Below are 24,408 nucleotides of genomic sequence, written 5' to 3'. Positions count from 1 at the left end.
AAATCATCCTGGCAGATCTATGGATTGGGGCAAGCGTGAAAAAAGCGGCAGCATTCGCAGTAGTTGGAATTCTGATGGCGGCCCCTGCACTGGCTGAAGATAACTGGAAAGCCACCGAGGAAATCAAGACCTATGCCATAGCGGGAAAGACCGGTCCCGAACTTTATGAGTCCATCGGTGAGCGTGGCCCGAAGATCGGGGGCGGGAAAACCCGCGTCATCGCCCATACGAGCTATGTACTGACCTGGGACCGGCAATTCGACCGCTCCAACAATGCCTGCACGATCCTGTCGGCCACGCCCAAGCTAAAAATCACTTATACGCTCCCGAAACCCTCGCAGAAGCTTGTTTCCCCGGTGAAGGAACATTGGGAGACGTTCTCGGAAGGTATCCGCAAGCATGAGCTTGTGCATGGCGACCATGCCAAGGAGATGACGCGCGAGATCGTGCGCCGGACCGTTGGCCTGTCGGTTCCAAATGATCCGAAATGCCAGAAGATCCGCAAAGTGCTGATCAAGGAAATCACCGATATGGTGGGCGTGCAGCGCGCTCAGGGCCGCGCCTTCGACAAGGTCGAGATGGGCAATGGCGGCAATGTTCACCAGCTCATTCTGGCGCTGGTGAACGGCGGCTGATTTCTCCGCGTAGACGTTTCTCACGTATGGGTGTTTTTCTCTCGAATATCGAGCGAAATGGCGCACTCGGGACAGCGTAAAGGCGTTGGATCAAAGAAACCGCCCATACTTCAAAAATGGACGCAAGGATAAGTTTCCGGATTCTACGCTAACGACTCAAGACCTCAGCCCGGCTATTTTCAATCATCTTGTAAAGCAATCGGAAAACACCGAGCAGTGCGCTTCTATTCAAGCGCGTTGAGGGGATTTCTTTGCCTTTTACCAGATGGCGCAAGCGAAATAGTGGTGTTGGAGGTTCTCGTGAGTATAAACTTCAGATCATCGGGTATATCTGCAGAGCGCATGTCGACACGGCGCATTCTGGTGGCAGGCGGTGCCGGATTTCTTGGCTCTCATCTTTGCGAACGTCTTCTGAACGAAGGAAACTTCGTCATCTGCGTCGATAATTTCTCGACGGGACGGCTTGAGAACCTGCGTAATCTCCTGCGTTACGACACGTTCAGCTTCGTGCGCCACGATATTGTCAACCCGATCGATCTGCCGGTGGACGAGATCTACAATCTCGCATGTCCCGCATCACCACCGCATTATCAGGCTGATCCGGTTCATACGATGAAGACGAGCGTTATCGGCTCACTCAACCTGCTTGAGCTTGCAGCGCATTATCAGGCACGGATTTTTCAGGCTTCGACATCTGAAGTGTATGGCGATCCGCAAACACATCCGCAGCCAGAGGCCTATTGGGGCAATGTCAACTCCTTCGGCCCCCGTTCTTGCTATGATGAAGGCAAGCGTTCAGCCGAAACGCTGTTCTACGATTTTCACAAGCAGTATGGCGTCGACATTCGTATCGTGCGCATCTTCAACACCTATGGTCCGCGCATGCGGCCGGACGATGGCCGTGTTGTCTCGAATTTCATTGTTCAGGCGCTCAAGCGCGAAGACATCACCATCTATGGCGACGGCTCACAGACCCGCTCCTTCTGCTATGTCGATGATCTGATCGAAGGCTTCAGCCGGCTGATGAGCAGCCAGGTTCAAAAGCCGGTCAATCTCGGCAATCCGGGAGAGTTCACTGTCCGCGAACTGGCTGAGCAGATCATTGCGCTGACAGGTTCCTCCTCGCGCATAGTCTATCGTCCGTTGCCCACCGACGATCCGCGCCAGCGCCGCCCCGACATCATGCTCGCCAAGCGTGAGCTTGGTTGGGAGCCACAGGTTGCCCTTGTTGAAGGACTGACGCAGACGATTGCCTATTTTGAACGCCAGTTGGTCAGGCCGTCGGCTGAGCTTTTCGAGGTGGCGAGATGACCCGGCGGAACGTACTCGTCACCGGTGGCGCGGGCTTCATCGGGAGCCATACAGCCAAGCTTCTGCACAAGAGCGGATTCTCGCCGGTCGTCTATGACAACCTGTCGACTGGTCACCGGTCTTCTGTGCGTTGGGGCGAGTTTGTCGAGGGCGACACGCTTTCACAGGAGCAGCTTATCGCTGCCATCAAAATCTTCGATCCGGCTGCCATCATTCACTTTGCGGCTTCGGCCTATGTGGGAGAGTCCGTCACGGACCCCGCAAAATATTATCGTAACAATGTCGGCGGCATCCAGTCCGTTCTGGAGGCCAGCCGCCTGACAGGCGGACGCCCGACTATTTTCTCGTCGAGCTGCGCCACTTACGGCATTCCGGATATGTTGCCGATCCGCGAAGGCGAAACCCAAAATCCGATCAACCCTTATGGGCGCACAAAGCTGATCGCGGAACATATGCTGGCGGATTATTCGGCAGCCTATGGCATTCCTTATGCGGCGCTGCGCTATTTCAATGCCTGCGGTGCCGATCTGGATGGCGAACTGGGTGAAAAGCATGATCCTGAAACCCATCTGATACCGCGCGCCATGCTGGCGGCGACGGGGGTGGCCGATTGCCTGGAAGTTTACGGCGATGATTACGACACACCGGACGGTACCTGTATCCGCGACTATATCCATGTGGTCGATTTGGCGCGGGCCCATGTGCTGGCGGTTGAGCATCTTCTGAATGGCGGTGGCAATCTGGTCCTTAATCTCGGAACCGGGCGCGGAACATCCATCAAGGAAATCGTGGATGCGATAGACCGGCTGACCGGCCGCACGGTGCCCGTCGAAATGCGCGCGCGCCGGGCAGGCGATCCGCCGGTTCTTTATGCCGATCCGGCTGAAGCGGCCGCAAAGCTCGGCTTTCGCACCCTGTACTCCGATCTCGATACAATCATCCGCACGGCAGCGCCCTTCTTTGGTTTGGAGATGCGGACATGACGCGGCACAAGCTTGATCCAGCCATCAACGCTAACACAGGGGAAAGGGAACCATTTCTGGCGCCCATCTTCACTGGCCGCAAGCGTGCGGAATATGTGGTGGGCATTGTCCTCTGGGCCTTAGCCCTCGCCTATTTCTGGCAATGGTGGCTGATGAGCGCTACGCCCAATCACCTTGCGGGTTATATTCTGGTGACGGCGCTCCTGGCCTGGATCACGATCCTGCCGCTCTATTTCATCACGGTTTTCTTCCACGCGGCGCGCCCCACCGGGCCGCTTCGCATTCCTGCCGGAAGCCGCGTCGCCATGGTTGTCACCAAGGCGCCGTCGGAGCCCTTCGAGGTGGTGGCCGAAACTTTGCGCGCCATGCTGGCGCAGGATGTGCCACACGATACCTGGCTCGCCGACGAGGACCCTTCACCCTCGACGCTTGCCTGGTGCCGCGAGCATGGTGTGTTCGTTTCCACGCGCAAGGGGCGCGCCGATTATCATCGGCAGTTCTGGCCGCGCCGTACCCGGTGCAAGGAAGGCAATCTCGCCTTCTTCTACGATCACTATGGCTATGAGCGCTATGATTTCGTCTCGCAGCTCGATGCGGATCATGTGCCTGAACCGGGTTATCTCTTCAACATATTACGGCCTTTTGCCGATCCCGCTGTCGGTTATGTTTCTGCACCGAGCATTTGTGATCGCAACGCACGTGAAAGCTGGTCGGCGCGTGGGCGTCTCTACGTAGAAGCCAGCATGCATGGTTCGCTGCAAGCCGGCTATAATGGCGGCTTCGCCCCACTGTGCATCGGCTCCCATTATGCGGTGCGTACGGCAGCGCTGAAAGAGATCGGCGGTCTTGGGCCAGAACTGGCCGAGGATCATTCGACAACCCTGTTCATGAACGCGCATGGCTGGCGGGGTGTTCATGCGCTGGACGCAATCGCCCATGGCGACGGTCCGCGCACCTTCGCCGATCTCGTGACACAGGAATTCCAGTGGTCGCGCAGCCTTGTGATGATCCTGCTGCAATATACGCCGAAGCTGATTGGCCGGTTGCCGCTGCGGCTGAAGTTCCAGTTTCTGTTCTCGCAGCTCTGGTACCCTCTCTACGCTTTCTTTCTGGGACTTGCATTCGTCTTACCGATAGCCATTCTGGCTTATGGAGATAATTTCGTCAGCGTTACCTATCCTGAATTCCTGACGCACTTCCTGCCGCTCTCGCTCGTCACGTTGGCGCTGGCATTCTGGTGGCGGTCGAGCAAGACATTTCGCCCGGTCGACGGAAAGATTCTTAGCTGGGAAGCGATGCTGTTCCTGCTGGCCCGGTGGCCCTGGGCTCTGGCTGGTACCTTGGCGGCCTTTCGCGACTGGCTGACCGGTTCCTTCGTGGATTTCCGCGTCACGCCGAAAGGCTCATCGGAGGTCGATCCGGTACCGCTGCGGGTGATCGCTCCCTATGCGCTGATCTCCGGGCTCTCGATCTTGCCGGTGCTCTTTATCAGGGATGCCCACGAAACCCGAGGTTTCTTCATTTTCGCCATCGTCAATGCCTGTTCTTACCTGTTGCTTACGGCGATGATCGTGATCCAGCACACCCGCGAAAATCGGGTGCGGATGACCAGCCGCCTCTATCGACCGGTACTGGCATGCAGCTTTACCGCACTGGTCGCGCTGACTGGCTTTACCACTGTTGAACGCGGTCGCGATGGCATCGAGGCACTGAGCTGGGGCACGAAAAGCTTCACGATATTTGACGACCGGTTCTCGGTTGCCGGTGCCGGTGTGGGTGGACGCGACATCCACAGGACAATTTTCAATCCACGCTGGCGCACAGCTCCAGCCACTGAAACAGACTAGCAAGAGAGGCGCGAAAAAATGAAGATCGCTGTCATCGGTACGGGATATGTCGGATTGGTCAGTGGCACGTGTTTCGCAGCATGGGGACACGAGGTCGTCTGCGTCGACAAGGATGCCCAGAAAATCGCGCGGCTTGAGCGCGGCATTGTGCCAATCTACGAACCGGGGCTGGATGAGCTGGTGGAACGCAATTTCGCCTTTGGCCGTCTCAGCTTCACCACCAGTCTGGCGGAAGCGGTAAAGGGCGCGGAGCTTGTCTTCATCGCGGTTGGCACGCCAGCGCGTGCGGGTCATGGCGATGCTGACCTGTCCTTCGTCTATATGGCCGCTCGCGAGCTTGCGCCATTGATCGAAGACTCCAGCGTCGTCGTGGTCAAGTCGACCGTTCCGGTCGGGACCGGCGATGTGGTGCAGAAGATCATCGGCTCGGTTCGCCGGCCCGGCACATTCTCCGTTGCGTCCAATCCCGAGTTCCTGCGCGAAGGTGTCGCTATTCGGGATTTTCTGCAGCCTGATCGCGTCGTCATAGGCGTGGAGGACGAACGTGCACGTTCCGTGCTTGTTGCCCTTTATGCGCCGCCGCTCGAAGCCTTGAAGACGCCAATCGTAATCACGCAGCGGCGGACGTCGGAGCTGATCAAATATGCGGCCAACGCTTTTCTCGCCACGAAGATCACCTTCATCAACGAACTGGCGGATCTGTGCGAGGAAGTCGGCAGCGATGTCACCGAACTGGCGCTTGGCATGGGGCTGGACAAGCGTATCGGCACCAGTTTTCTCAATGCAGGGCCAGGCTATGGCGGCTCCTGTTTTCCGAAGGATACGATAGCGCTGTTGCGCACCGCCCAGGATCACGGGGTTGCCCTGCGGCTGGTCGAGGAAACGGTTACCGTCAATGAAGCACGTAAGCGTCGCATGGCGCTGAAGGTACTGGATGCACTCGGCGGCAGCGTCGAAGGCCGCACCATTGCCGTTCTTGGCCTGACGTTCAAACCCGACACGGATGATATGCGCGACGCGCCGGCCATTCCGCTCATTGAAACCTTGCAGCGTTTCGGCGCTAAAATTCGAGCCTATGATCCGGCAGGAATGGAGAATGCGCGCCGCCTTCTCAGCGATGTCGAGTTTTGCGACGACCCCTACGAATGTCTGAACACAGCCGATGCGGCGGTGATCGTGACCGAATGGGACAGCATTCGCAAGCTGGATCTCGTTCGGATGAAACGGGTCATGCAGGACGCGGTACTGGTCGACCTGCGCAATGTCTTTTCACCGGCGATTGCCGAGAATCTGGGCTTCCAGATTTCGACAATAGGCCGTTCGGTTCAACAGCGGCAGGAAACAAGACCAACAAACGTTCTGCCGCATGCGCGCATCCGTCAATCGCAAGAACCCTTGGCGGGTGCGCGCAACCTGAAGGTCGTGGGAGGTGCAAATGAAACATTCGATGTTTGAAGGCCAACGGTCCCGCTATGGCCGGAGCACGGAAACGAGCAGAGGCGCTCTGACACTCGTTGTCGTGCTGGTCGGGATCGGCGCGTCAGCCGGTGCAGCATCGGCCGCCAATGATGGTCTGCCCGATGGTGCCCGCGTGATGACTCCCGCCGAAATCTACGTGCTTTATCGCGACAAGAACTGGCAGTGGGCAGATGGCGCGGGCCGGATGGAAAGCCAGAACCGCCGTTTCACTGCTCGTGTCGATGGGGATAAAGGCAAGGCCTGGGCGGAAGGGCGCTGGCGGATCACCTGGTCGGGTCAGATGTGTTTCGATGCGAAATGGCATCTGGCTCAGGGTGTCTTCCCAAACAAGACCTGCTTTTCCCACCGAGTCGTCGATGGGACGATCTACCAGAAACGCGAGCCGGACGGAGACTGGTATGTCTTCCGCCACGCTGGCGGAAACAAGGATGACGAGGCGCGCAAGCTCGTCTCCATCAAGACAATAAAGCCAAAAACGGAAGCGCTCAATCTGGCGCTGCCCGTTGCGCAATCGCCAACGCAGTAAAGGAGGCGGCGATGAAAACCTCATATAAAATAGCAACAGCCATTCTTTGCGGTGGACTGCTTTCAACCGCAGTCTACGCGGCGAGTGGTGTGTCGGGTGCCAATGTCGATACCCGTAACATGTTCCACGACAAGCGGCCGGTCATAACCCCGCAGTCCATTACATTCGGAGCCTATGATCCGCACGGGGATTTCACCAACGATGCGAATTCCCGCATAGAGCATCTATTCCTTCCATGGGAAGATGTCGATCTGACCAGCCTGTCGACTGCTGATGCCTATGCACAGGAGCGGGGCCGTGAATTGCTGATCACCGTGGAACCATGGTCATGGGCTCGCGACTGGCGCGTCGCGCCCGATGATCTTCTGAACGGCATCGTACGTGGCCGCTATGATTCAAACATGGCTGCCGTCTGCTCTGCTGCTTCCAAGCTGAAGAGTCCGGTCACCATTCGCTGGGCGCAGGAAATGGACGACAAGACAGGGCAGTTCACCTGGTCCTATTGGTCGGCTCAGGGGTATATCCGGGCCTATCAGCACGCGGTCAATGTCTGCCGTAAGACATTGCCGAACGCCAAATATATGTGGTCGCCGAAGGGAGATGCGGGGCTGGAAGCCTACTATCCGGGCGATGGCTATGTCGATGTGATCGGCCTTTCGGTGTTTGGCTATGAACCCTACGATATGCTTGAACTCGGTCGCGCATCCACCTTTGTCGAACGGGCAAAGCCGGGATATGACCGTGTGGTGGGTTTCAATAAGCCGATTGTTATCGCCGAACTCGGCTACGAGGGAAGTGACGCCTATGTCCGCGCCTGGGCGCAGGAGACCAATAAGCCGCAACCCGAATTTCCAGAACTGACAGCAACCGTCTACTTCAATGACCGCGAAGTCTATCCGTGGCCACGTGGTGTCGGGCGGCCTGACTGGCGGGTTGCGAACCATCCGCTTGATTGAGCCGAGACGTGAAGCGTTCCGGTCTGATCATGCTCGATATTTGTTTCGTTGCATTATCCTTCACAAGGCCGGTTCAAGCCTTCGCTGGAAATGCTCTAACGTCTGAACAGGAATACGACAATGTTTTCGATCCATTTGAGAACCGTCAGCGCGGCGCTGTCCGTGCTTCTTATGGCAGGCGCTGCCGATGCGGCGCCGAAGCCGAAAAGCGAAGATCCGGTTGCCATCAAGGCTGCTGCGGCCTCACCGTTATCAGCCCAAGCGCTTGAGGCGCTTTACTCTGGCAAAACGTGGAAATGGAAGGATGGCGGTGGCTATTTCTCTGCCGACAGACATCGTTTCACCGCCTGGTCGCAGAAAGGCAGGGCGTGGTCCTATGGGCAGGGGCACTGGTATGCCACCAATCGCGGCAAGCTCTGCCTGCGGGCCTATTGGGTCAGCAAAGCGGGCGATGGCGGCAATATCACCTGTTTCATCCATCGTCAGAAGGATGGCGTGATCTATCAAAAACGCTCATTGGGCGGTGACTGGTATGTTTTCCGCAACAATCCGCCACGCCGGACGGATGAGGCAGCAAAGCTGCTGCGCGGTGATCGTATCAGCAAAGGGCTGGCAATCATGAAAGCCAAGGCGAGATGATCGCCAGGCAAGCATGCCGGCTCGTCTGATCTGTATTGAGTTGTGGCGAGCCGGTATGCCTTGGAGCTTATACTGAAAATTTTTGCACATTATGCTCTAATCGCGGGGGAAGCAGCGAGATTTCTGCCCGAAGCCGCTTGGCGTGCACACATAGGGCGTACCGGTCGCATATTGCGACGCGGACACCTTGATGACTTTTGCGGTTGCCGGTTTGTGGAAGCGAGCCTGGTTACCTACCTTGAACTTAGCGAGATAAACCGAAACTGTTTCGCTTTTTTGCTTGCGGGTGTCCTTGGCTTCTGCGCCTGCCGTCAGACATAGAGAAGCGGATAGTCCAACGATGATAGCGGCAGCCCATTTCAAGCTTTCGCGGCGTACAGCATATGCAAATACATTGTTCATGCGATTGCCTCCGGTTGTTACTGCCGTTTTTCTATCGGATGCGTTTTAATATTTTGGCCGGATTTTCATGAAAATTTTCATCAAATGGGATGCAAACAATCTGCTTTATAGTCCGTTCCGAAATCTTTGATGTTTCCGGCCCGAACATTGGCTGACTGATAGTGTTCCGGCTTATTTTGATTTTATGCAAGTAGATGCTACTATTGACACAGGGACTTGGGTTGCGGTCTCCGTGGCTTGAGCCTTCGGGTTGGTTTAGGGAGTTGCCGTGACATCCCAAAGCGACAAAGCCACGCGTGATCTTAAGCCCGATTTTGTGGAACGCCGCCAGTCAGCGCGTGTTCCACTCGCGCCGCTTGGGGAAGATGCCCGAAGCGCCAATATTCTGTCTCCGCTGGTCTTCACGACGAACCAGCTTGAGCCTTCCGCCCAGTTCGCTGCATGGCAACAGCACGTAGCTCCCCTCTATGAGGTCCGTCTGCCGGACGATACGAACGCCGCAGATGGCTTTCCGGTTACCCAGAAAGTCTGGAATCTGCATGGAATGCTGCTCATAGAACAGACCGCCCCGCCGTTCAGTTACGAGCGATCGGCGGAAAAAGTCCGCTTCAGCCCGATCGATCATTGGCAGGTCAGTTTTTTGCGCAGCGGTCAGACATGGACGGCGGTAGATGATCGTGTGGCGGAAAACGAGCCCGGCATGATCAATATCCGTTCATTTGGCTATCCGTTTCGCGGTCGCGCACTCGCAACGGAAGCGGTACTGCTGATCATACCCATCGATCAGTTCACAGCTTTGGGTGGCATGCCGGAAGCATGCAACAATGCGACGCTTGGAGGTTATCGCGCCAAGCTGCTTATCGATTTCGTATCGACGATCGAGGCGGGATTGGACCACATAACGAGCGAAGACCTGCCGGAATTGCGCGACGCCTTGCGGCAGCTCGTATTCGACACCATCGCGCCGCTGGTGAAGGAAAGTGATGCGAGCGAGCATAATGCTTCTCTGGGGCTGATGACCAAAGCCAGACGTTTCATCCAGAAAAACCTCATGTCCCGCGAACTCACGCCAGATACGCTCAGCAAAGAACTCGCAATCTCACGCACGCATCTCTATCAGCTCTTTGAGGGTTCGGGCGGGGTGCTCAGCTATATTCGCCAAAAGCGGCTGCTTGCAGCCCACGAGATGCTCGCGGATGCATCGGAAAACCGCAAAGTATCCGATGTTGCGCAATTGTTTGGCTTCGACACGGCAGCCAATTTCACGCGGGCCTTCACCCAGCAATTCGGGTACAGCCCGAGCAATGTCCGTAAGTCGCCGCCGCGAAACGATGGCCCCAGCGACAATCAATCCGACGCAAGCCGATCCCTGACTTTCTCCGACCTGTTACGAACACTGGCCATGTACGATACATGACAGGGTAAACGAACGCGCGGCTCAGTCTGGCTGACAGTCAGACAAACCGCTTTCTCCCGCTTGCTTTTGCGCAAGATATTGCGGACGTTGTGCTCTGGACTCCCATTCGGGAGAACATACGGGAGGAAAGACATGCAGCATTACAGACTGAAATCGCTTTCCCTTGCCGCTGTTATCGCCGTTGCGGGCCATCTGCCTTCGGCTTATGCGGCATCACCAGCCCCGGCAGAAGGCCAGAATGGCATGGTGGTTACGGCGCAGCATCTGGCCTCACAGGTGGGTATTGACGTGCTGAAAAGCGGCGGCAATGCCGTCGACGCGGCCGTGGCCGTCGGCTATGCGCTGGCGGTCGTTTACCCGACCGCGGGTAATCTTGGCGGGGGCGGTTTCATGACGATCCGCTTCAAGGACGGCAAGAGTACTTTTCTCGATTTTCGTGAGCGCGCACCGCTCGCCGCCACCAAGACCATGTATCTAGACAAGGATGGCAAGCCGGTAGAAGGCGCCAGTACTGAAACCTATCTGGCCATCGGCGTACCAGGCACGGTGGCTGGCCTGGAGGAAGCGCGCGAAAAATATGGCACCCGCAAGCGTGAGGAGCTGATCGGCCCGGCCCTGAAACTTGCCAAGGACGGCTTCACGCTCGAGCTGGGGGACATTCTCTCGTTTGCCGACGGCAACGAAAGACTGGCGAAAGACCCGGCAGCGGCGAAAATCTTCCTGAAAGACGGAAAGCCGCTTCCTCTGGGTGAGAAACTTGTCCAGCCGGATCTCGCCAAGTCCCTTTCGGCCATTTCAGAAAGAGGTCCAGCGGCCTTCTATCAGGGCGATATCGCCGATCTGATTGTCAAATCGAGCAAGGAAAATGGCGGCATTCTCGCCAAGGCTGATTTCGAGCAATACAAGGTCCGTGAGCTGGAACCGGTCAAGTGCAGCTATCGCGGTTATGATATCGTCTCATCGCCGCCGCCTTCTTCCGGTGGACTAATTATCTGTGAAATCCTGAACGTGCTTGAGGGGTATCCGATTTCCTATCTCGGCTATGGTTCTGCGGAGACCACACGTTTGATGGTGGAAGCGATGCGCCACGCCTATGTGGACCGCAACACGGCATTGGGAGACCCTGATTTTATCGATAATCCAGTCCAGAAGCTCACCAGCAAGGATTATGCGGCAGAAATCCGCAGCCGCATCGATCCCTATCGCGCTGGAGTCAGTGAGGCGCTGAAGCCAGCCGAATTCAAGGAGTCCAACGAAACCACGCATTATTCCATCGTGGACAAGGATGGTAATGCCGTCGCAGTGACTTATACGTTGAACGGATCGTTCGGCACGGCCAAAGTGGCCGAGGGCACGGGCATTCTTCTCAACAATGAGATGGACGATTTCACGATCAAGCCGGGCGTGGCCAATCTCTATGGACTCATACAAGGCGAAGCCAATGCCATCGAGCCGCGCAAGTCGCCGCTTTCTTCAATGAGCCCGACCATCGTGTCGAAGGACGGTAAACCGTTCATGGTTATCGGCAGCCCCGGCGGCTCGCGCATCATCACGATCACGCTTGAGGCAATCATGAATGTAATCGATCATGGTATGGACATTCAGGAGGCTATTGACGCCCCGCGCATCCATCATCAGTGGCTGCCTGACCGGGTCTACATGGAAGCGAATGCGCTTTCGCCGGATACGATCCGGCTCTTGACCGGTATGGGCTACACTGTCGGTGAGGACCATAATTGGCCAGTGTGGGGTGAGGCTGCAGGCATTCTTGTTGGCGGCAAGGATATGGCGGCTATCGAGAAGGGCGGCGACAACCGCTATTACGGCGCTATCGACAGCCGCGCCGTCGCTGGTGCCGCCATAGGGTACTGAACTGGAACCACTCCAATATTAACAGAAGGCCCAGACAGGAAGCGGGGAGACGAGATGAATTCACGTCTCCCCATATTGAGGCTGATCAACCGGCGCTTTTATCGGGTATCCGTGCGCTCTTCAGTATTTCGATGACCATCTCGGAGGCTTTGTTAAGCGAGCCAACCGGTAGAAACTCGTAAATCGAGTGAAAGTTGTGCGCGCCGCAGAACAGGTTCGGGCATGGCAGTCCCTTTTCGGAGAGCACGGCGCCGTCATAGCCGCCACGCATCGGCAGCGGTGTCGGTACTACCCCGATTGCTTTCATGGCCTGTAGGGCAAGCACGACCGGATAGCGGTTTTCGCCTTGCAAGCTTTCGGCGGCGTTCCGATAGACAGGCTTGTAGTCCACATGAACCGTGCCTTCTCCGTGGAGCTGGTTGAAACTTGCAGCCAGGTTCTCGATGAATGCACGCCGTGTTTCGTAACCGTCTTTCGTGAAATCGCGGATGTCGACAATCAGGATTGTCTCGGCAACAGTCCCGTGAATGCCCTTGGCCCAATAATAGCCCTCGGTGCCTTCCGTATACTCCGGGCGTTCGCCGCCCGGCATCATTGAAAGGAATTGCTGGGCATAGAGAATAGCATTGCGCAGCTTGCCCTTGGCCGACATCGGATGAGCGGGCTGGCCTTTGAAAGTGAGGCGGAACTCACCCGCATTCCAGTTCTCATACACGATCTCGCCAACCGCACAGCAATCGAGCGTATAGGCGAAATCGGCTTTCAGGGAGGCGACGTCGAGCGCCTTGGCTCCAAGCAGTCCGATTTCCTCATCCGGGACGAAGACGACCTTGACGGTGCCGTGTTCTATTTCGGGGTGGGTGGTCAGGACCTGCATGGCATGCATGATCTCGGCAATGGCGGATTTGTTATCAGCGCCGAGCAAGCTGGTGCCGTCCGTCACGATAATCCTGTCCCCGACATAACGTTCCAGCTCGGGGAATTCGGCAAGCCGCATGGTGGCGCCGGTCGCCTCGTTGAGCACGATATCGCCGCCCTTGTAATCGACCACATGAGCGCGGGTATCGGTTGTATATTCGCTGGACGTATCGAGATGGGCGACCCATGCGATTGTCGGAAACTGATGATCGGCATTGGAGGCATTGGCAGGCAGCGTGCCGACGACGATTGAATGGTCGCGCTCCTCAACCTCCATGCCCATGGCGCGCATTTCGCTGGCGAGCAACTTTGCGAGATCGGTTTGCCCCTGGCTCGACGGAAGTTTGCCTGTATTCGGCACAGCGGTCGTGTTGATGCGGGTATAGGCTAGGAAGCGGTCTACGATATCCATCTTATTTTCTCGGCTAGTGGTCGGAATCGGCCCGGATTCACACAGGCACGAAAGAAGGATAGCGGGCGTTGTTTCACGCCTGTCGGATTATGCTCCATGCCCGCTACCTGTAATCTATCGCCAGCCATCAAGCTGGTAAGGGCCAGGCCTATTCCTCAATGTCGACGTCCTCGAAAAGATAGCCGCCAAAGGGATCGATGCGGAAGTCCTTGACCTTCTTGCTGATCGGCTGCTCGACGATCTGATGGGCGATTGTCAGCCAGGGAGCCTGTTCCTTGAAGACGACCTGCGCCTGCTCATAGAGCTTGGTGCGTTCTGACTGGTCGGTCGTCAGCTTGGCTGCCTGAATGAGCTTCTCGAAATCCTGATCGCACCAGTTCGCGCGATTGGCGCTGCCGATGGCCTTACAGCTCAGCAGGGCTGCGAGGAAATTGTCGGGATCGGCAATTCCGCCGGTCCAGCCGAGCATGACGGCACCGTCTCGGTCCTTATCCAGAGAACGCTTTAGATATTCGCCCCAGTCATAGGTGACAATTTCCGCCGTGACGCCAACCTTGGCGAAATCGGACTGGATAAGCTCGGCAGCGCGCCGCGCGTTCGGCATATAGGGCCGCTGCACGGGCATGGCCCAGATTTTCATCTTCAGGTCTTTGACGCCTGCTTCATCAAGCAGCTTCCGCGACCGTTCGGGATCATAAGGATCATCCTTTACGTTCTTATTGTAACCCCAGATACTCGGGGGCAGAGGATTGACCGACGGGACTGCCGAGCCGAGATAGACCGCATCGATGATGGCAGCCTTGTTGACCGCCATGTTCAGCGCCTTGCGGACGCGCACATCATCAAACGGCTTCTGCTGGGTATTGTAGGCGAGGAAGGACAGGTTCAGGCCTTCCTTGTGCAGCATTTCAACAGCCGGGTCCTTCTTCATTTCCGCAATATCGGCGGGGTTCGGAGCGGCAATGACATGGCATTCGCCCGACTTCAGCTTCTGATAACGCACTGCCGCATCCGGCGTGATCGCAAAGATGAGATTGTCGATCTTCTGTTTGCCTGCCCAATAGTCAGGATTGGCCTGATAGCGGATGGCGCTGTCCTTCTGATAGGCAACGAACTGATAAGGGCCGGTTCCAACGGGCTGTTGGCTGAACTCCGCAATGCGGCCTTCCGCGACGAGCTTGTCGGCATACTCCCTGGACTGAATAACGGCGAATGTCAGCGACAGCGTCGAGATAAAGGTCGCTTCGGGATGCGCCAGCACAAACTTCACTGTGTGATCGTCAATCTTCTCGATTTTCTCGATCAGCGAGGGAAAGGAATAGGCCCCGAATTGCGGCCATGTACCCTGATTGTAATAGGGATTGTCCTTGTTCCCCTGGCGGTCGAAGGTGAAGATTACATCATCCGCATTGAATTCACGCGTCGGGGTGAAAAAACTTGTGGTGTGAAACTTCACGCCTTTTCGCAGATGAAAAGTATATTCCTTACCGTCGGCAGAAACGTCCCAGCTTTCCGCGAGGCCGGGTTCCAGCTCCGTCGAGCCTCGCTTGATCTTGATAAGTCCGTTGGAAACATTGCGCGCCGATGCGTCATAAACGGCACCGGATGTCGTCTGTGCTGCGTCGAACATTTCAGGAGACGCCTCGGAGCAATAGATCAAGGTCTTGGCAAAGACCTGTCCAACTGCCGTGCTGTTGAGGGCAGCCGCGACCAGCGCGGCTGAAAATAGTTTTCCATATGTATTCATGAAGCTGCATTCCCTTGCTGGCGACGCGACCGACCTTCGGCGGTGTGTTTGTTTAGTATCGACTTTTCCAGATGATTCTAAACGACACTTCAATTTTATATGAGCGCGCCGAGGCGCACGAAGCAAGCTCAAAAGGTTGGTTAGACATGCGTGGAAATGGTCTATCCGGCGTTGCTGTCTCCCGGCATTTCGGGGATCATCTGGCGCAGCAGATTTCGCAGGATGGAACGCACGGCGACGGTGGCCGCTGATTGTTCGCGGTCGCGGGGCGTGATGAGACGAACCTCTCGCACGATTGCCGGGTCCGTCAGCGGGCGGGCCACGATGCCGCGACCGCGCAGAGCGGTGAAAGCATAGGCAGGCAGTACAGCGATACCGGCATTGACCTCCACCAGCGACAGGACCGTATGAATCTGGTTGACCTCCATATGTGGTCGAAGCGCCAGTTTCGCCTGTTCAAAGCCGAGTTCTGTCAAAAGCCGGATGTTGCTTTTCTGGGTAAGCGTAATGATCGGCTGATTGTCGAGCTCAGACCAGCACACGTGTTGATGCCCCGCGAAATCGTGATCAGGCGACACGAAAATCATCAATTGATCGCGCAGTGCCATCTGGCTTTCAACATCCGAATCCTCACCGGAAAAAGTGCCGACGCCGAGGTCGCACCGTCCGTTCCGAACCTGTTCGATGACGATTTCAGGTCCGACATCCTCGATCTTGATGACAAGGTTGGGATGTTCGTCGGCCACACGGCGAACCAGCCGCGGAAGCACTGTCGTGCATAGCAATGGCGGAGCGGCGATACTGACCTGACCGCGCCGCAACTTGCCCAGATCGCGTACGACTTCAGCGGCACGATCAATTTCGGCAAGGCCGGCAAGCGCGCCTTCCGCAAAGGCTCGTCCTGCATCCGTCAGGCTGACGCGCCGCGTCGTCCGGTCGAACAGCCGCGTATCCAGCACCGTCTCCAGATCGCGTATGGTGTGGGAAAGATTGGCCTGGGTCGTTCTGACACGCTCGGCTGCACGTGAAAAATTTCCCAGTTCGACCACGGCCTGAAAGCATTCGATCTGGCGGAGAGTGGGACGCATCAGCTCACTTATGAGTTTTTGTTTATGAATATATTCTACTTACAAGACTTCTCGAATGAAAGAAAGTGAGGCTCGATAGGAAAAACGCGGGTTTGGAGTGACCCGCCCCGAAGCGAGGATTCCGATGAAATATGACCGTCAGAACGCCAAGGCCCACTCGCGCGCAACGATGCGCGGTATATGGGCTGCGGCAAACACACCTTTCAAAGAGGACGGATCGATTGACGAAGGCGGCTTTCGCAAGAATGTCGACCACTGGATCAACGATCTGGGCATTGACGGACTTTTCGTCGCGGGAAAGCAGGGCGAATTCTTCTCCATGTCGGTTGACGAGCGCAAGCGCATGTTCGATCTGGCTGTCTCGGCAGTAGGCGAAAAGGCGCAAACGATCATGTCCTGCTCGGACCAGAACATGGACGTGGTTATTGATCTGGCCAAGCACGCGCAGGCATGTGGCGCGGACTATATTGTCGTCCACGCACCGGTTCTGCATTTCCTGCGGGCGCAGGATGAAACGCTCTTGCGCTACTATGAAACGATTGCCTCGAAGGTGGATATCGGCCTTGCACTCTGGTCGCATCCCGACAGCGGCTATCTGATGAGCCCGGAGCTCTGTAATCGTCTGGCCGACATCGAGACAGTTGTCGCAATCAAATATTCGGTCCCGCGCGACATGTATCGCACGCTCACGGAACTTGCAGGAGACCGCATTCTGGTCTCGACCGCATCGGAAGACGAATGGCTGGATAATATTCTCGAGCTAGGCTGGCAGCTTTATCTCTGCTCTTCGCCGCCTTATACGCTGCAAACCAAGTTTGACCGCCGCATGCGGGACTATACCGACTTGGCCTTTGCGGGCAAAGAAGCTGAGGCGCGTGCCGTCTGGCAGAGCCTCGAACCTGTCCGCCACGCCTTCAAGTCGACGCGACCGGCTGAAAAGCCAACTTCGCATCAAAAATACTGGCAGGAGCTGCTTGGCCAGGTTGGTGGACCTGTTCGCGCGCCGATGCTTGAGCTGACCGATGCTGAAAAACGCGCAATCCGGGAGGCATTCGATAGCTGCGGTCTCAAGCTATCCTGATAGAACCGAAAAGGGGAACAAGAATGACAAAACTCAGCGCTTTCAATTTTCAGAAATGGATCGATGAGCACAAGCATCTGCTCAAGCCACCTGTGGGCAATCAGCTTGTGTTCAAGGATGCGGACCTGATGGTCACGGTTGTCGGTGGCCCGAACAAGCGCACCGATTATCATGACGACCCGGTCGAGGAATTCTTTTACCAGCTCAAGGGCGATATGCTGTTGAAGCTGCACGATACGTCGACAGGCGAATTTTACGATGTGCCGATCCGCGAGGGCGATATCTTCCTTCTGCCGGCGCATATCCGCCATTCGCCGCAGCGCCCCCAGGAAGGATCCATCGGTCTGGTGATCGAACCGGCCCGTCCCGAAGGCGTTCTTGACGCCGTCGAATGGTATTGCTTTGAATGCAGTGGCCTCGTTCATCGCGCTGAAGTTGATCTGGAATCCATCGTCGACGATCTACCGCCGCTCTACGCCGCTTTCTACAACGATGAGAAATTGCGAACCTGCCCGCATTGCAACACTGTCCATCCCGGCAAAAACCCGCCAGAAGGCTGGGTTGCGCTCTGATGAGGCGCGCCCGACGAAACTGTCGGGTGCTTATCCATAAAAAGACAAGGGGAAATGAAATGAGAAACAAACTCCTGATGGTCGGCCTGCTGGCAGGGCTGACGACTGGCACCGCGACCGCCGAACCGGTCAAGATCGGTGTGATAACGACATTGTCAGGTCCCGGGGGCTATCTTGGTCAGGACGTGCGCGACGGCATGAAGCTTGCCATTGATGCGGAAGGCGGCAAACTCGGAGGTGTGCCGGTTGAATTGGAGGTCGAGGACGACGCCGCCAAGCCCGGTAACGGACGACAGATCGCCGAGCGATTCATGTCGGAAGACGGCGTGAAGCTGTTTACCGGCATCATCTTTTCGAATGTAGCCGGTGCAACGGTGCCGGATATCGTCGACAATGACAGCATCTATATCAGTGCCAACGCGGCGCCCTCGAACATGGCGGGCAAGGGCTGCAATGCCAATTATTTCGTGGTTTCCTGGCAGAATGACTCGCTCCATGAAGCATCGGGCATTGCTGCGGAACAGGAAGGGTTCAAGCGCGCTTTCATTCTTGCGCCGAATTATCAAGCAGGCAAGGATGCGCTCGCGGGCTTCAAGCGCCGGTTCAAGGGCGAAGTTGTCGGTGAAATCTACACCCAGCTCGACCAGACCGATTATTCGGCCGAGATGGCGCAGATCCGTGCGGCAAACCCCGATGTGGTCTTCCAGTTTCATCCCGGCGGCATGGGTATCGCTTTCATGCGCCAGTATCAGCAGGCCGGTCTGCTCGGCAAGATTCCGATGGTGCTTTCCGAGCCGTCCAGCGATGCTGTGATCCTCAAATCACTGGGGGACGCTTCGGTTGGAATCATGGCCACCAGCCACTGGAGCCCGGATATGGACAATGCCGCAAGCAAGGAGCTCGTTGCAAAGTGGAAAGCTGCTTATCCTGACCGGCCTTTAACCTATTACGGCACGCAAGGCTACGATGTGGCTCGGCTGATTGCTTCTGCATTGAAGCAGACCGGTGGCGTTGACGATATCGACGCAGTACGTGAAGCGCTGCGGAAGGCGGATTTCCAGTCGGTGCGTGGCAATTTTGCCTTCGGCCCAAACCAGCATCCGATGCAGGACTGGTACCTTCTTGATGTCGTCAAGGGTGAGGATGGCAACCCGACCACCAGGATCAAAAAGAAGCTGATCGAAAATTACGGTGATTCCTATTCCGCAGAGTGCAAGCTCTGACATCCACCGTCCGGCGCGCGCGAAAGTGCGCGCCACGCTTCCTTTCATTTCTCATGAAGGTCGTTTCCTCCAATGACACTCATCTTCGAGCAACTTTTAAATGGCCTTCTCTACGGCGTTATGTTGTTCCTTCTGGCGGCAGGGTTGACGCTGATCTTTGGGATCATGGGCGTTATCAACCTCGCTCACGGCTCGCTCTACATGATCGGCGCTTTCATCGGCACCTGGGTGGCCGTGCAGACAGGAAACTTCTGGTTGGGGCTGCCGGCAGCCATTTTGGCGGCAACAATTGCAGGTATTGTGATCGAGCTTGGCATCATGCGAAAGCTCTATCAACGCGATCATCTGGATCAGGTGCTGGCGACTTTCTCGCTTATTTTGATTTTCAATGAGCTGACCGTTCTGATGTTTGGCCGCCAGCCGATTTTCACGCAGCTACCGGCATCGCTCTCCCAGCCGATCGAGCTGTTTTCAGGCCTGAGCTATCCGCCGTTCCGTTTGCTCATCATTGTGGCCGGTCTGTCGGTCGCCGGCGGTCTTTATCTGCTCATCAACCGCACCCGCATCGGCATGCTGGTCCGTGCAGGATCGACCAACCGCGATATGGTGCGTGCGCTTGGCGTCGACATCCGCCTGCTTTATACGCTGGTTTTTGCGCTTGGTGCGGCTTTCGCGGGCCTTGCCGGCTTCATGACCAGCCCGATTTTGGCAGTTCAGGTCGGTATGGGCGAACAGATTCTTCTCGCCACTTTCGTGGTTGTGGTTATCGGCGGCGTCGGCTCCATCAAGGGAGCTTTTATCGCGGGTATTTCGCTCGGCATCATCGATACCTGCCTGCGCGCCTTCCTGCCTTCCATTCTGCGCCACTTCATGGCGGGGCCCGAAGCCGACGCGCTCGGCGTGGGTATCGCGTCCATGGGCATTTATCTACTGATGGCTATCGTTCTTCTGTTCCGCCCGAGAGGCCTCTTTCCGGTGGGAGCCTAAATCATGTCATACCGCTTTTTGTTCGTTCTTCTCGGCTGTGTGGCGCTCGCACTTTTTCCTTTTGGGGCCGAAGCGCTGGGGCAGACGGCTGCGTCCAGCCTCGTCGCCCGGATCATGATCTATGCCATTGCCGCGGCCAGCCTCAATCTGATCCTCGGCTATGGCGGGATGGTTTCCTTCGGTCATGCCGCCTTTTTCGGGATCGGTTCCTATGTTGTGGGTATTCTTTATTTCCACCATGCCGAAGAGACGATGCTTTTCGGTTTCATTCCCGGTTCTGACCAGTTTCTGGTCACCGTACCGGCGGCAATACTGGTTGCAGGCCTTGCCGCGCTGATCATCGGTGCTCTGGCATTGCGCACGTCTGGCGTGCAATTCATCATGATTACGCTCGCCTTCGCGCAGATGCTGTTCTTTCTCTTTGTTTCGCTCAAAACCTATGGCGGTGAAGACGGTATCATCGTGCGACGGGCAAATGATCTTTTCGGTCTCAGCCTGCGTGACAAGACGACGATGTATTATGTCATCCTCGTTTCTATGATCCTATATTTCGTGTTCCTCTGGCGGGTCGTTCATTCGTCCTACGGCGCGGTTCTTTCCGGCATTCGCCAGAGCGAGCGGCGCATGACGGCCATGGGGATCGAAACCTATCGCTACAAACTCTATGGCTTTGTGATTGCCGGAATGGGCGCTGGTCTGGCTGGAGCGCTTCTCACCATTTTCATGCGTTTTGCGAGCCCGGATACGCTGCACTGGACCAAATCGGGTGAGTTGATGGTCATGGTCATTCTGGGAGGCGTCGGCACGTTCTTCGGTCCTATTTGGGGAGCGGCTGCGTTCCTGATCCTGCACACCTATCTTGCCGCCTGGACTGAGCATTGGCAGCTTGTCATGGGCATCATTCTGCTCGTCGTGGTTTTGGGAACCAAGGGCGGCATTGTGGGCGGTTGGCGCGCGCTTTGCCGTCCGTTTCGCAAAGACCGCAAGGTGGAGGTGGCCGCATGACTGCGATATTGCAGGTCCGCGATCTGGTGAAGCGTTTTGCCGGTCTGGTCGCGACCGATCATGTGACGCTCGACGTTACACAGGGGCATATCCATGCCCTGATCGGTCCGAATGGGGCGGGAAAGTCGACACTTATCAACCAGCTATGCGGTGAGCTGACGCCTTCATCCGGGACGATCAGCCTGATGGGCGAGGATATTACCAAACTGCCTGCCGCCACACGTGTCGGACGCGGATTGGGACGCACATTTCAGATATCGACGCTCCTGAACGACATGAGCGTGCGCCAGAACATCGCGATGGCGGTGCAGGCGCGCGAGGGACACAATTTCCGGATTCTCGACAGTCTCAAAGGTCGCAGCGCCATCTGGCGTGAGGTTGATGCAATTCTTGCTGGAAGCCGTTTGGCCAATCACCCGGAAAAACTTGCAGGCGATTTGTCGAGCGGCGGGCGCAAGCAGTTGGAGCTGCTTATGGCGCTGGCCGGAAAGCCGAAGCTTCTGCTCCTCGATGAACCGATGGCTGGGCTCGGCCATGTCGAAAGCCAGGAAATGATCGAACTTTTGCAAGGGCTGCGCGGCAAGGTTTCGATGCTGCTCGTCGAGCACGACATGGAGGCGGTGTTTGCGCTCGCTGACCGCATATCGGTGCTGGTCTATGGCCGCGTCATCCTGACGGGTACGGTTGAAGACATAAGGGCGAGCGAAGCTGTGCGGGAAGCCTATCTCGGCGGGGAGGAGGAACTGTGCTGAAAATCGAAGGACTTCAGGCCGCTTACGGACATTCGCAAGTACTGTTCGACATCTCGCTGGAGGTGAATGAGGGGGAACTGGTCACGCTCATGGGCCGCAACGGCATGGGCAAGACCACGACCATACGCACATTGATGGGCCTGCTCACCCCGAAAGGCGGATACGTCCAGATCGCAGGACGTGACACGACCAGCTATAGCCCTGAAAAAGTGGCACGTCTCGGTGTCGGTCTTGTGCCGGAGGGGCGGCAGATATTCCCCACGTTGACAGTGCGGGAAAATCTGGTCGCAACCGCGTCGAACCGTTGCAAGCGGCAGTCGCCGTGGGATCTTGGCAAGATATATGCGCTTTTTCCGCGTATGCAGGAGCGTGCGGACCAGACGGCGGGCACGCTTTCAGGCGGCGAGCAGCAGATGCTGGCCATCGGGCGCGCATTGATGACAAACCCGCATCTTCTGATCCTTGATGAAGCGACGGAAGGGCTTGCCCCTGTCATCCGCACGGAGATCTGGCATTGCATCATGCAATTACGCGAAATGGGCCAGTCGATCCTCCTGATCGACAAGAATATCGCGGTGCTGAAGAAGCTGGCAGATCGCCACTATATTGTCGAGAAAGGCCGAACAGTCTGGTGCGGGACGAGTACCGACCTCGAAAGTGACCGTGATCAGGTACATGCCTATGTCGGTATCTGAGACAATCGTCCTCGTCGGATGGGGTGCTATCGGCAAGCGGGTTTCGGACCTTCTCGCAGAGCGGAAAAGTTCCGTAAAGATCGGCGCGATTGCGGTGCGTGACAAGTCGGGCCCCCGCGACGGACTGCCTGCCGGAGCCGTGCTTATCGAAAATTTTGCCGAGCTTGCAGCCACCGGCGCAAGTCTAGTGGTGGAGGCGGCAGGTCGCCCCAGCGTCTTGCCGTGGGGCGAAGCGGCGCTCTCCGCCGGAATGGATTTCGCGGTTTCATCGACGTCGGCTTTCGTAGATGATGCCTTGTTTCAAAGGCTGAAGGACGCGGCTTCGGCCAGCGGTGCGAAACTGATTATTCCACCTGGCGCGCTCGGCGGCATCGACGCGCTTTCGGCAGCAAGCCGGCTTTCGATTGAAAGTGTCGAGCATCGCATCATCAAGCCAGCAAATGCATGGGTGGGAACTCCAGCCGCCCAACTGGTGCGGCTTGACGAAATCAGCGAGGCCACGGTTTTCTTCACGGATACAGCCCGCAGGGCAGCAGATGCTTTTCCGCAGAATGCCAATGTCGCGGTGATTGCTTCACTTGCCGGGATTGGTCTTGATCGTACCCGCGTTACATTGGTTGCGGACCCGGCAGCGCGCCTCAACACCCATGAGATCATAGCCGAGGGCGATTTCGGCAGGATGCATTTGCGGTTTGAAAATGGCCCGCTCGCAACCAACCCGAAATCATCTGAAATGACCGCCCTTGGTCTGGTCCGCGTTATCGAGAACCGCGTCGCTACGACCGTGATTTAGAGCGCATCCCGCAAAGTGTGAAACGGCTTGGAACGTAGATATGTGGAAGAACAAAGATGGCATGTCGTGTCTGGCTGAAGAAGCAGGCTTCGACCCTGCCCAGCTTGATCGTGACTATAATGCCAAGGCCACTGTTACACCGGAAGAGTTTGCCGCCGAAATGGTGCGCTATCGCGAGGCAAGTGTTGCGCCCCGCACCGATTGGGGCCGACATTTCGATGTGATCTATGACGAAGAAAGCGGACAGCGGGTCGATATCTTCGGCCCGCCGTCCCTGGGCGGATTGAACCCGGTATTTGTGTTCGTTCACGGTGGTTACTGGCGTGCTCTGTCGAAGGAGGATTCCTCCATGATGGCGGGAATGCTCGCAGCCGAAGGTATTGCGACTGTCACTGTTGATTATCGTTTGGCGCCGGAAGCATCGCTAGCGGAGATTACACGGGAGGTGCGTGCAGCCCTTGCTTTCGTCTGGCATCACGGACGGGCGTATGGTCTCGACCCGGACCGGATAGCGGTCGGAGGGAGTTCAGCGGGCGGCCACCTTGCCGGAGCGCTTCTTGCTGAAGGTTGGCATGGTGATTTCGGCTTGCCGTCAGACGTTGTGAAGTTTGGCATGCCGGTCAGCGGACTTTTCGAGCTTGCGCCCCTGGCGGCAACTTTTCCGCAGGAGTGGTTGAATCTCAGCCCGGCTGACGTCGATCTGCTCAGCCCGCTAAGGCACATTCCCGAGTGCGGCTGTCCGATTACGGTGGCATGGGCAGAGCATGAGGCGGATGGCTTCAAGCGTCAGTCGCGCGCTTATGCCGAGGGCTGGACTGCGGCAGGCGGAGTGGCGGAAACCATCGAGGTCGCCAGCCGAAACCATTACGATATTCTGATGGACTGGTGTGCGCCCGAAACCGAGATGTCACAGGCTTTGCTCGCTGGCATTCGCAGCATCCGTTAGCGCGCATTTCCAAAGAGAAACCTGTGACCGCGTCGTAATGCGCTGCTTGCAGTCTTGCGCGGGAAAGCTTTGTCGGCGTTTGTCTTAATTCATGCGATTATCCTCATGGATATATAGTTTCA

23 protein-coding genes are annotated in these 24,408 nt (G+C 56.8%); 19 read left to right on the top strand and 4 right to left on the bottom strand.

Annotated features, from left to right (window positions below; genetic code table 11):
- The first annotated feature begins 35 nt into the window (after nt 1-35).
- The 8 genes from FJQ48_RS19480 (at nt 36) to FJQ48_RS19445 (ending at nt 8,376) form a co-directional block, all read left to right on the top strand.
- Nucleotides 36-635, top strand: a complete 600-nt coding sequence (locus FJQ48_RS19480; RefSeq protein ID WP_139976771.1) for a DUF922 domain-containing Zn-dependent protease — start codon at nt 36-38, stop codon at nt 633-635.
- A gap of 342 nt (nt 636-977) precedes the next feature.
- A complete protein-coding gene (locus FJQ48_RS19475) occupies nt 978-1,946 on the top strand; it encodes a UDP-glucuronic acid decarboxylase family protein (RefSeq protein ID WP_139976770.1) in 969 nt (322 codons plus the stop codon).
- The gene (gene galE / locus FJQ48_RS19470; protein WP_139976571.1) at nt 1,943-2,929 is read left to right on the top strand and encodes a UDP-glucose 4-epimerase GalE; all 987 of its coding nucleotides are present in this window, start codon (nt 1,943-1,945) and stop codon (nt 2,927-2,929) included. Before FJQ48_RS19475 ends, galE begins: the two co-directional genes overlap by 4 nt.
- A complete protein-coding gene (locus FJQ48_RS19465) occupies nt 2,926-4,776 on the top strand; it encodes a glycosyltransferase family 2 protein (protein WP_139976570.1) in 1,851 nt (616 codons plus the stop codon). Before galE ends, FJQ48_RS19465 begins: the two co-directional genes overlap by 4 nt.
- A gap of 18 nt (nt 4,777-4,794) precedes the next feature.
- Nucleotides 4,795-6,231, top strand: a complete 1,437-nt coding sequence (locus tag FJQ48_RS19460; RefSeq protein ID WP_139976569.1) for a UDP-glucose/GDP-mannose dehydrogenase family protein — start codon at nt 4,795-4,797, stop codon at nt 6,229-6,231.
- On the top strand, nt 6,212-6,781 hold the full coding sequence (locus FJQ48_RS19455; protein ID WP_180350258.1) for a DUF995 domain-containing protein: 570 nt from the start codon (nt 6,212-6,214) through the stop codon (nt 6,779-6,781). Before FJQ48_RS19460 ends, FJQ48_RS19455 begins: the two co-directional genes overlap by 20 nt.
- 11 nt (nt 6,782-6,792) lie before the next feature.
- Complete coding sequence (locus FJQ48_RS19450) at nt 6,793-7,737, top strand: glycoside hydrolase family 26 protein (protein ID WP_139976568.1); 945 nt, start codon at nt 6,793-6,795, stop codon at nt 7,735-7,737.
- A 120-nt stretch (nt 7,738-7,857) separates the two neighbouring features.
- Nucleotides 7,858-8,376, top strand: a complete 519-nt coding sequence (locus FJQ48_RS19445) for a DUF995 domain-containing protein (protein ID WP_139976567.1) — start codon at nt 7,858-7,860, stop codon at nt 8,374-8,376.
- Nucleotides 8,377-8,472: 96 nt separating this feature from the next.
- On the opposite strand, the gene FJQ48_RS19440 is transcribed toward FJQ48_RS19445, so the two are convergent.
- Complete coding sequence (locus FJQ48_RS19440) at nt 8,473-8,778, bottom strand: hypothetical protein (protein WP_139976566.1); 306 nt, start codon at nt 8,776-8,778, stop codon at nt 8,473-8,475.
- Nucleotides 8,779-9,046: 268 nt separating this feature from the next.
- Between FJQ48_RS19440 and FJQ48_RS19435 the strand changes: the two genes are divergently transcribed.
- A complete protein-coding gene (locus FJQ48_RS19435; RefSeq protein ID WP_139976565.1) occupies nt 9,047-10,195 on the top strand; it encodes an AraC family transcriptional regulator in 1,149 nt (382 codons plus the stop codon).
- A 132-nt stretch (nt 10,196-10,327) separates the two neighbouring features.
- Complete coding sequence (gene ggt / locus FJQ48_RS19430) at nt 10,328-12,067, top strand: gamma-glutamyltransferase (RefSeq protein WP_139976564.1); 1,740 nt, start codon at nt 10,328-10,330, stop codon at nt 12,065-12,067.
- An 85-nt stretch (nt 12,068-12,152) separates the two neighbouring features.
- Here the strand turns inward: ggt and pepT are convergent, their stop codons facing one another.
- From pepT to FJQ48_RS19415, 3 genes are all read right to left on the bottom strand, one after another.
- Entirely contained in the window at nt 12,153-13,397 is a 1,245-nt protein-coding gene (pepT, locus tag FJQ48_RS19425) for a peptidase T (protein WP_139976563.1), read from the bottom strand.
- Between the two features lie 148 nt (nt 13,398-13,545).
- On the bottom strand, nt 13,546-15,144 hold the full coding sequence (locus tag FJQ48_RS19420) for an ABC transporter substrate-binding protein (protein ID WP_139976562.1): 1,599 nt from the start codon (nt 15,142-15,144) through the stop codon (nt 13,546-13,548).
- Between the two features lie 161 nt (nt 15,145-15,305).
- Complete coding sequence (locus FJQ48_RS19415; protein ID WP_139976561.1) at nt 15,306-16,232, bottom strand: LysR family transcriptional regulator; 927 nt, start codon at nt 16,230-16,232, stop codon at nt 15,306-15,308.
- A gap of 124 nt (nt 16,233-16,356) precedes the next feature.
- Here FJQ48_RS19415 and FJQ48_RS19410 point away from each other — a divergent pair, with 124 nt between their 5' ends.
- The 9 genes from FJQ48_RS19410 to FJQ48_RS19370 all read left to right on the top strand — a co-directional run bounded on the left by FJQ48_RS19410 (nt 16,357) and on the right by FJQ48_RS19370 (nt 24,286).
- On the top strand, nt 16,357-17,313 hold the full coding sequence (locus FJQ48_RS19410) for a dihydrodipicolinate synthase family protein (RefSeq protein ID WP_139976560.1): 957 nt from the start codon (nt 16,357-16,359) through the stop codon (nt 17,311-17,313).
- A gap of 23 nt (nt 17,314-17,336) precedes the next feature.
- Nucleotides 17,337-17,885, top strand: coding sequence for a 3-hydroxyanthranilate 3,4-dioxygenase (locus tag FJQ48_RS19405; RefSeq protein WP_010660590.1), 549 nt, complete (start codon nt 17,337-17,339; stop codon nt 17,883-17,885).
- 59 nt (nt 17,886-17,944) lie between these two features.
- A complete protein-coding gene (locus FJQ48_RS19400) occupies nt 17,945-19,108 on the top strand; it encodes an ABC transporter substrate-binding protein (protein WP_139976559.1) in 1,164 nt (387 codons plus the stop codon).
- A 72-nt stretch (nt 19,109-19,180) separates the two neighbouring features.
- On the top strand, nt 19,181-20,095 hold the full coding sequence (locus FJQ48_RS19395; RefSeq protein WP_139976558.1) for a branched-chain amino acid ABC transporter permease: 915 nt from the start codon (nt 19,181-19,183) through the stop codon (nt 20,093-20,095).
- Between the two features lie 3 nt (nt 20,096-20,098).
- On the top strand, nt 20,099-21,100 hold the full coding sequence (locus FJQ48_RS19390) for a branched-chain amino acid ABC transporter permease (RefSeq protein ID WP_139976557.1): 1,002 nt from the start codon (nt 20,099-20,101) through the stop codon (nt 21,098-21,100).
- The gene (locus FJQ48_RS19385; protein ID WP_139976556.1) at nt 21,097-21,852 is read left to right on the top strand and encodes an ABC transporter ATP-binding protein; all 756 of its coding nucleotides are present in this window, start codon (nt 21,097-21,099) and stop codon (nt 21,850-21,852) included. The genes FJQ48_RS19390 and FJQ48_RS19385 overlap by 4 nt, the downstream gene beginning before the upstream one ends.
- Nucleotides 21,846-22,547: an ABC transporter ATP-binding protein gene (locus FJQ48_RS19380; RefSeq protein ID WP_139976555.1), complete on the top strand. Its 702-nt coding sequence runs from the start codon at nt 21,846-21,848 to the stop codon at nt 22,545-22,547. Before FJQ48_RS19385 ends, FJQ48_RS19380 begins: the two co-directional genes overlap by 7 nt.
- Nucleotides 22,534-23,340, top strand: a complete 807-nt coding sequence (locus tag FJQ48_RS19375) for an aspartate dehydrogenase (RefSeq protein WP_139976554.1) — start codon at nt 22,534-22,536, stop codon at nt 23,338-23,340. The genes FJQ48_RS19380 and FJQ48_RS19375 overlap by 14 nt, the downstream gene beginning before the upstream one ends.
- A gap of 40 nt (nt 23,341-23,380) precedes the next feature.
- Nucleotides 23,381-24,286 (top strand): alpha/beta hydrolase, encoded by a 906-nt coding sequence (locus FJQ48_RS19370; RefSeq protein WP_247870418.1) that lies wholly within the window; start codon nt 23,381-23,383, stop codon nt 24,284-24,286.
- The last annotated feature ends 122 nt before the right edge of the window (nt 24,287-24,408 follow it).

Origin of the sequence: Ochrobactrum sp. CGA5 (assembly GCF_006345815.1) — a bacterium.
Classification (GTDB): domain Bacteria; phylum Pseudomonadota; class Alphaproteobacteria; order Rhizobiales; family Rhizobiaceae; genus Brucella.
Note: the sequence above shows the minus strand (reverse complement) of the source record. Positions and strands in the feature narration are given on the sequence as shown.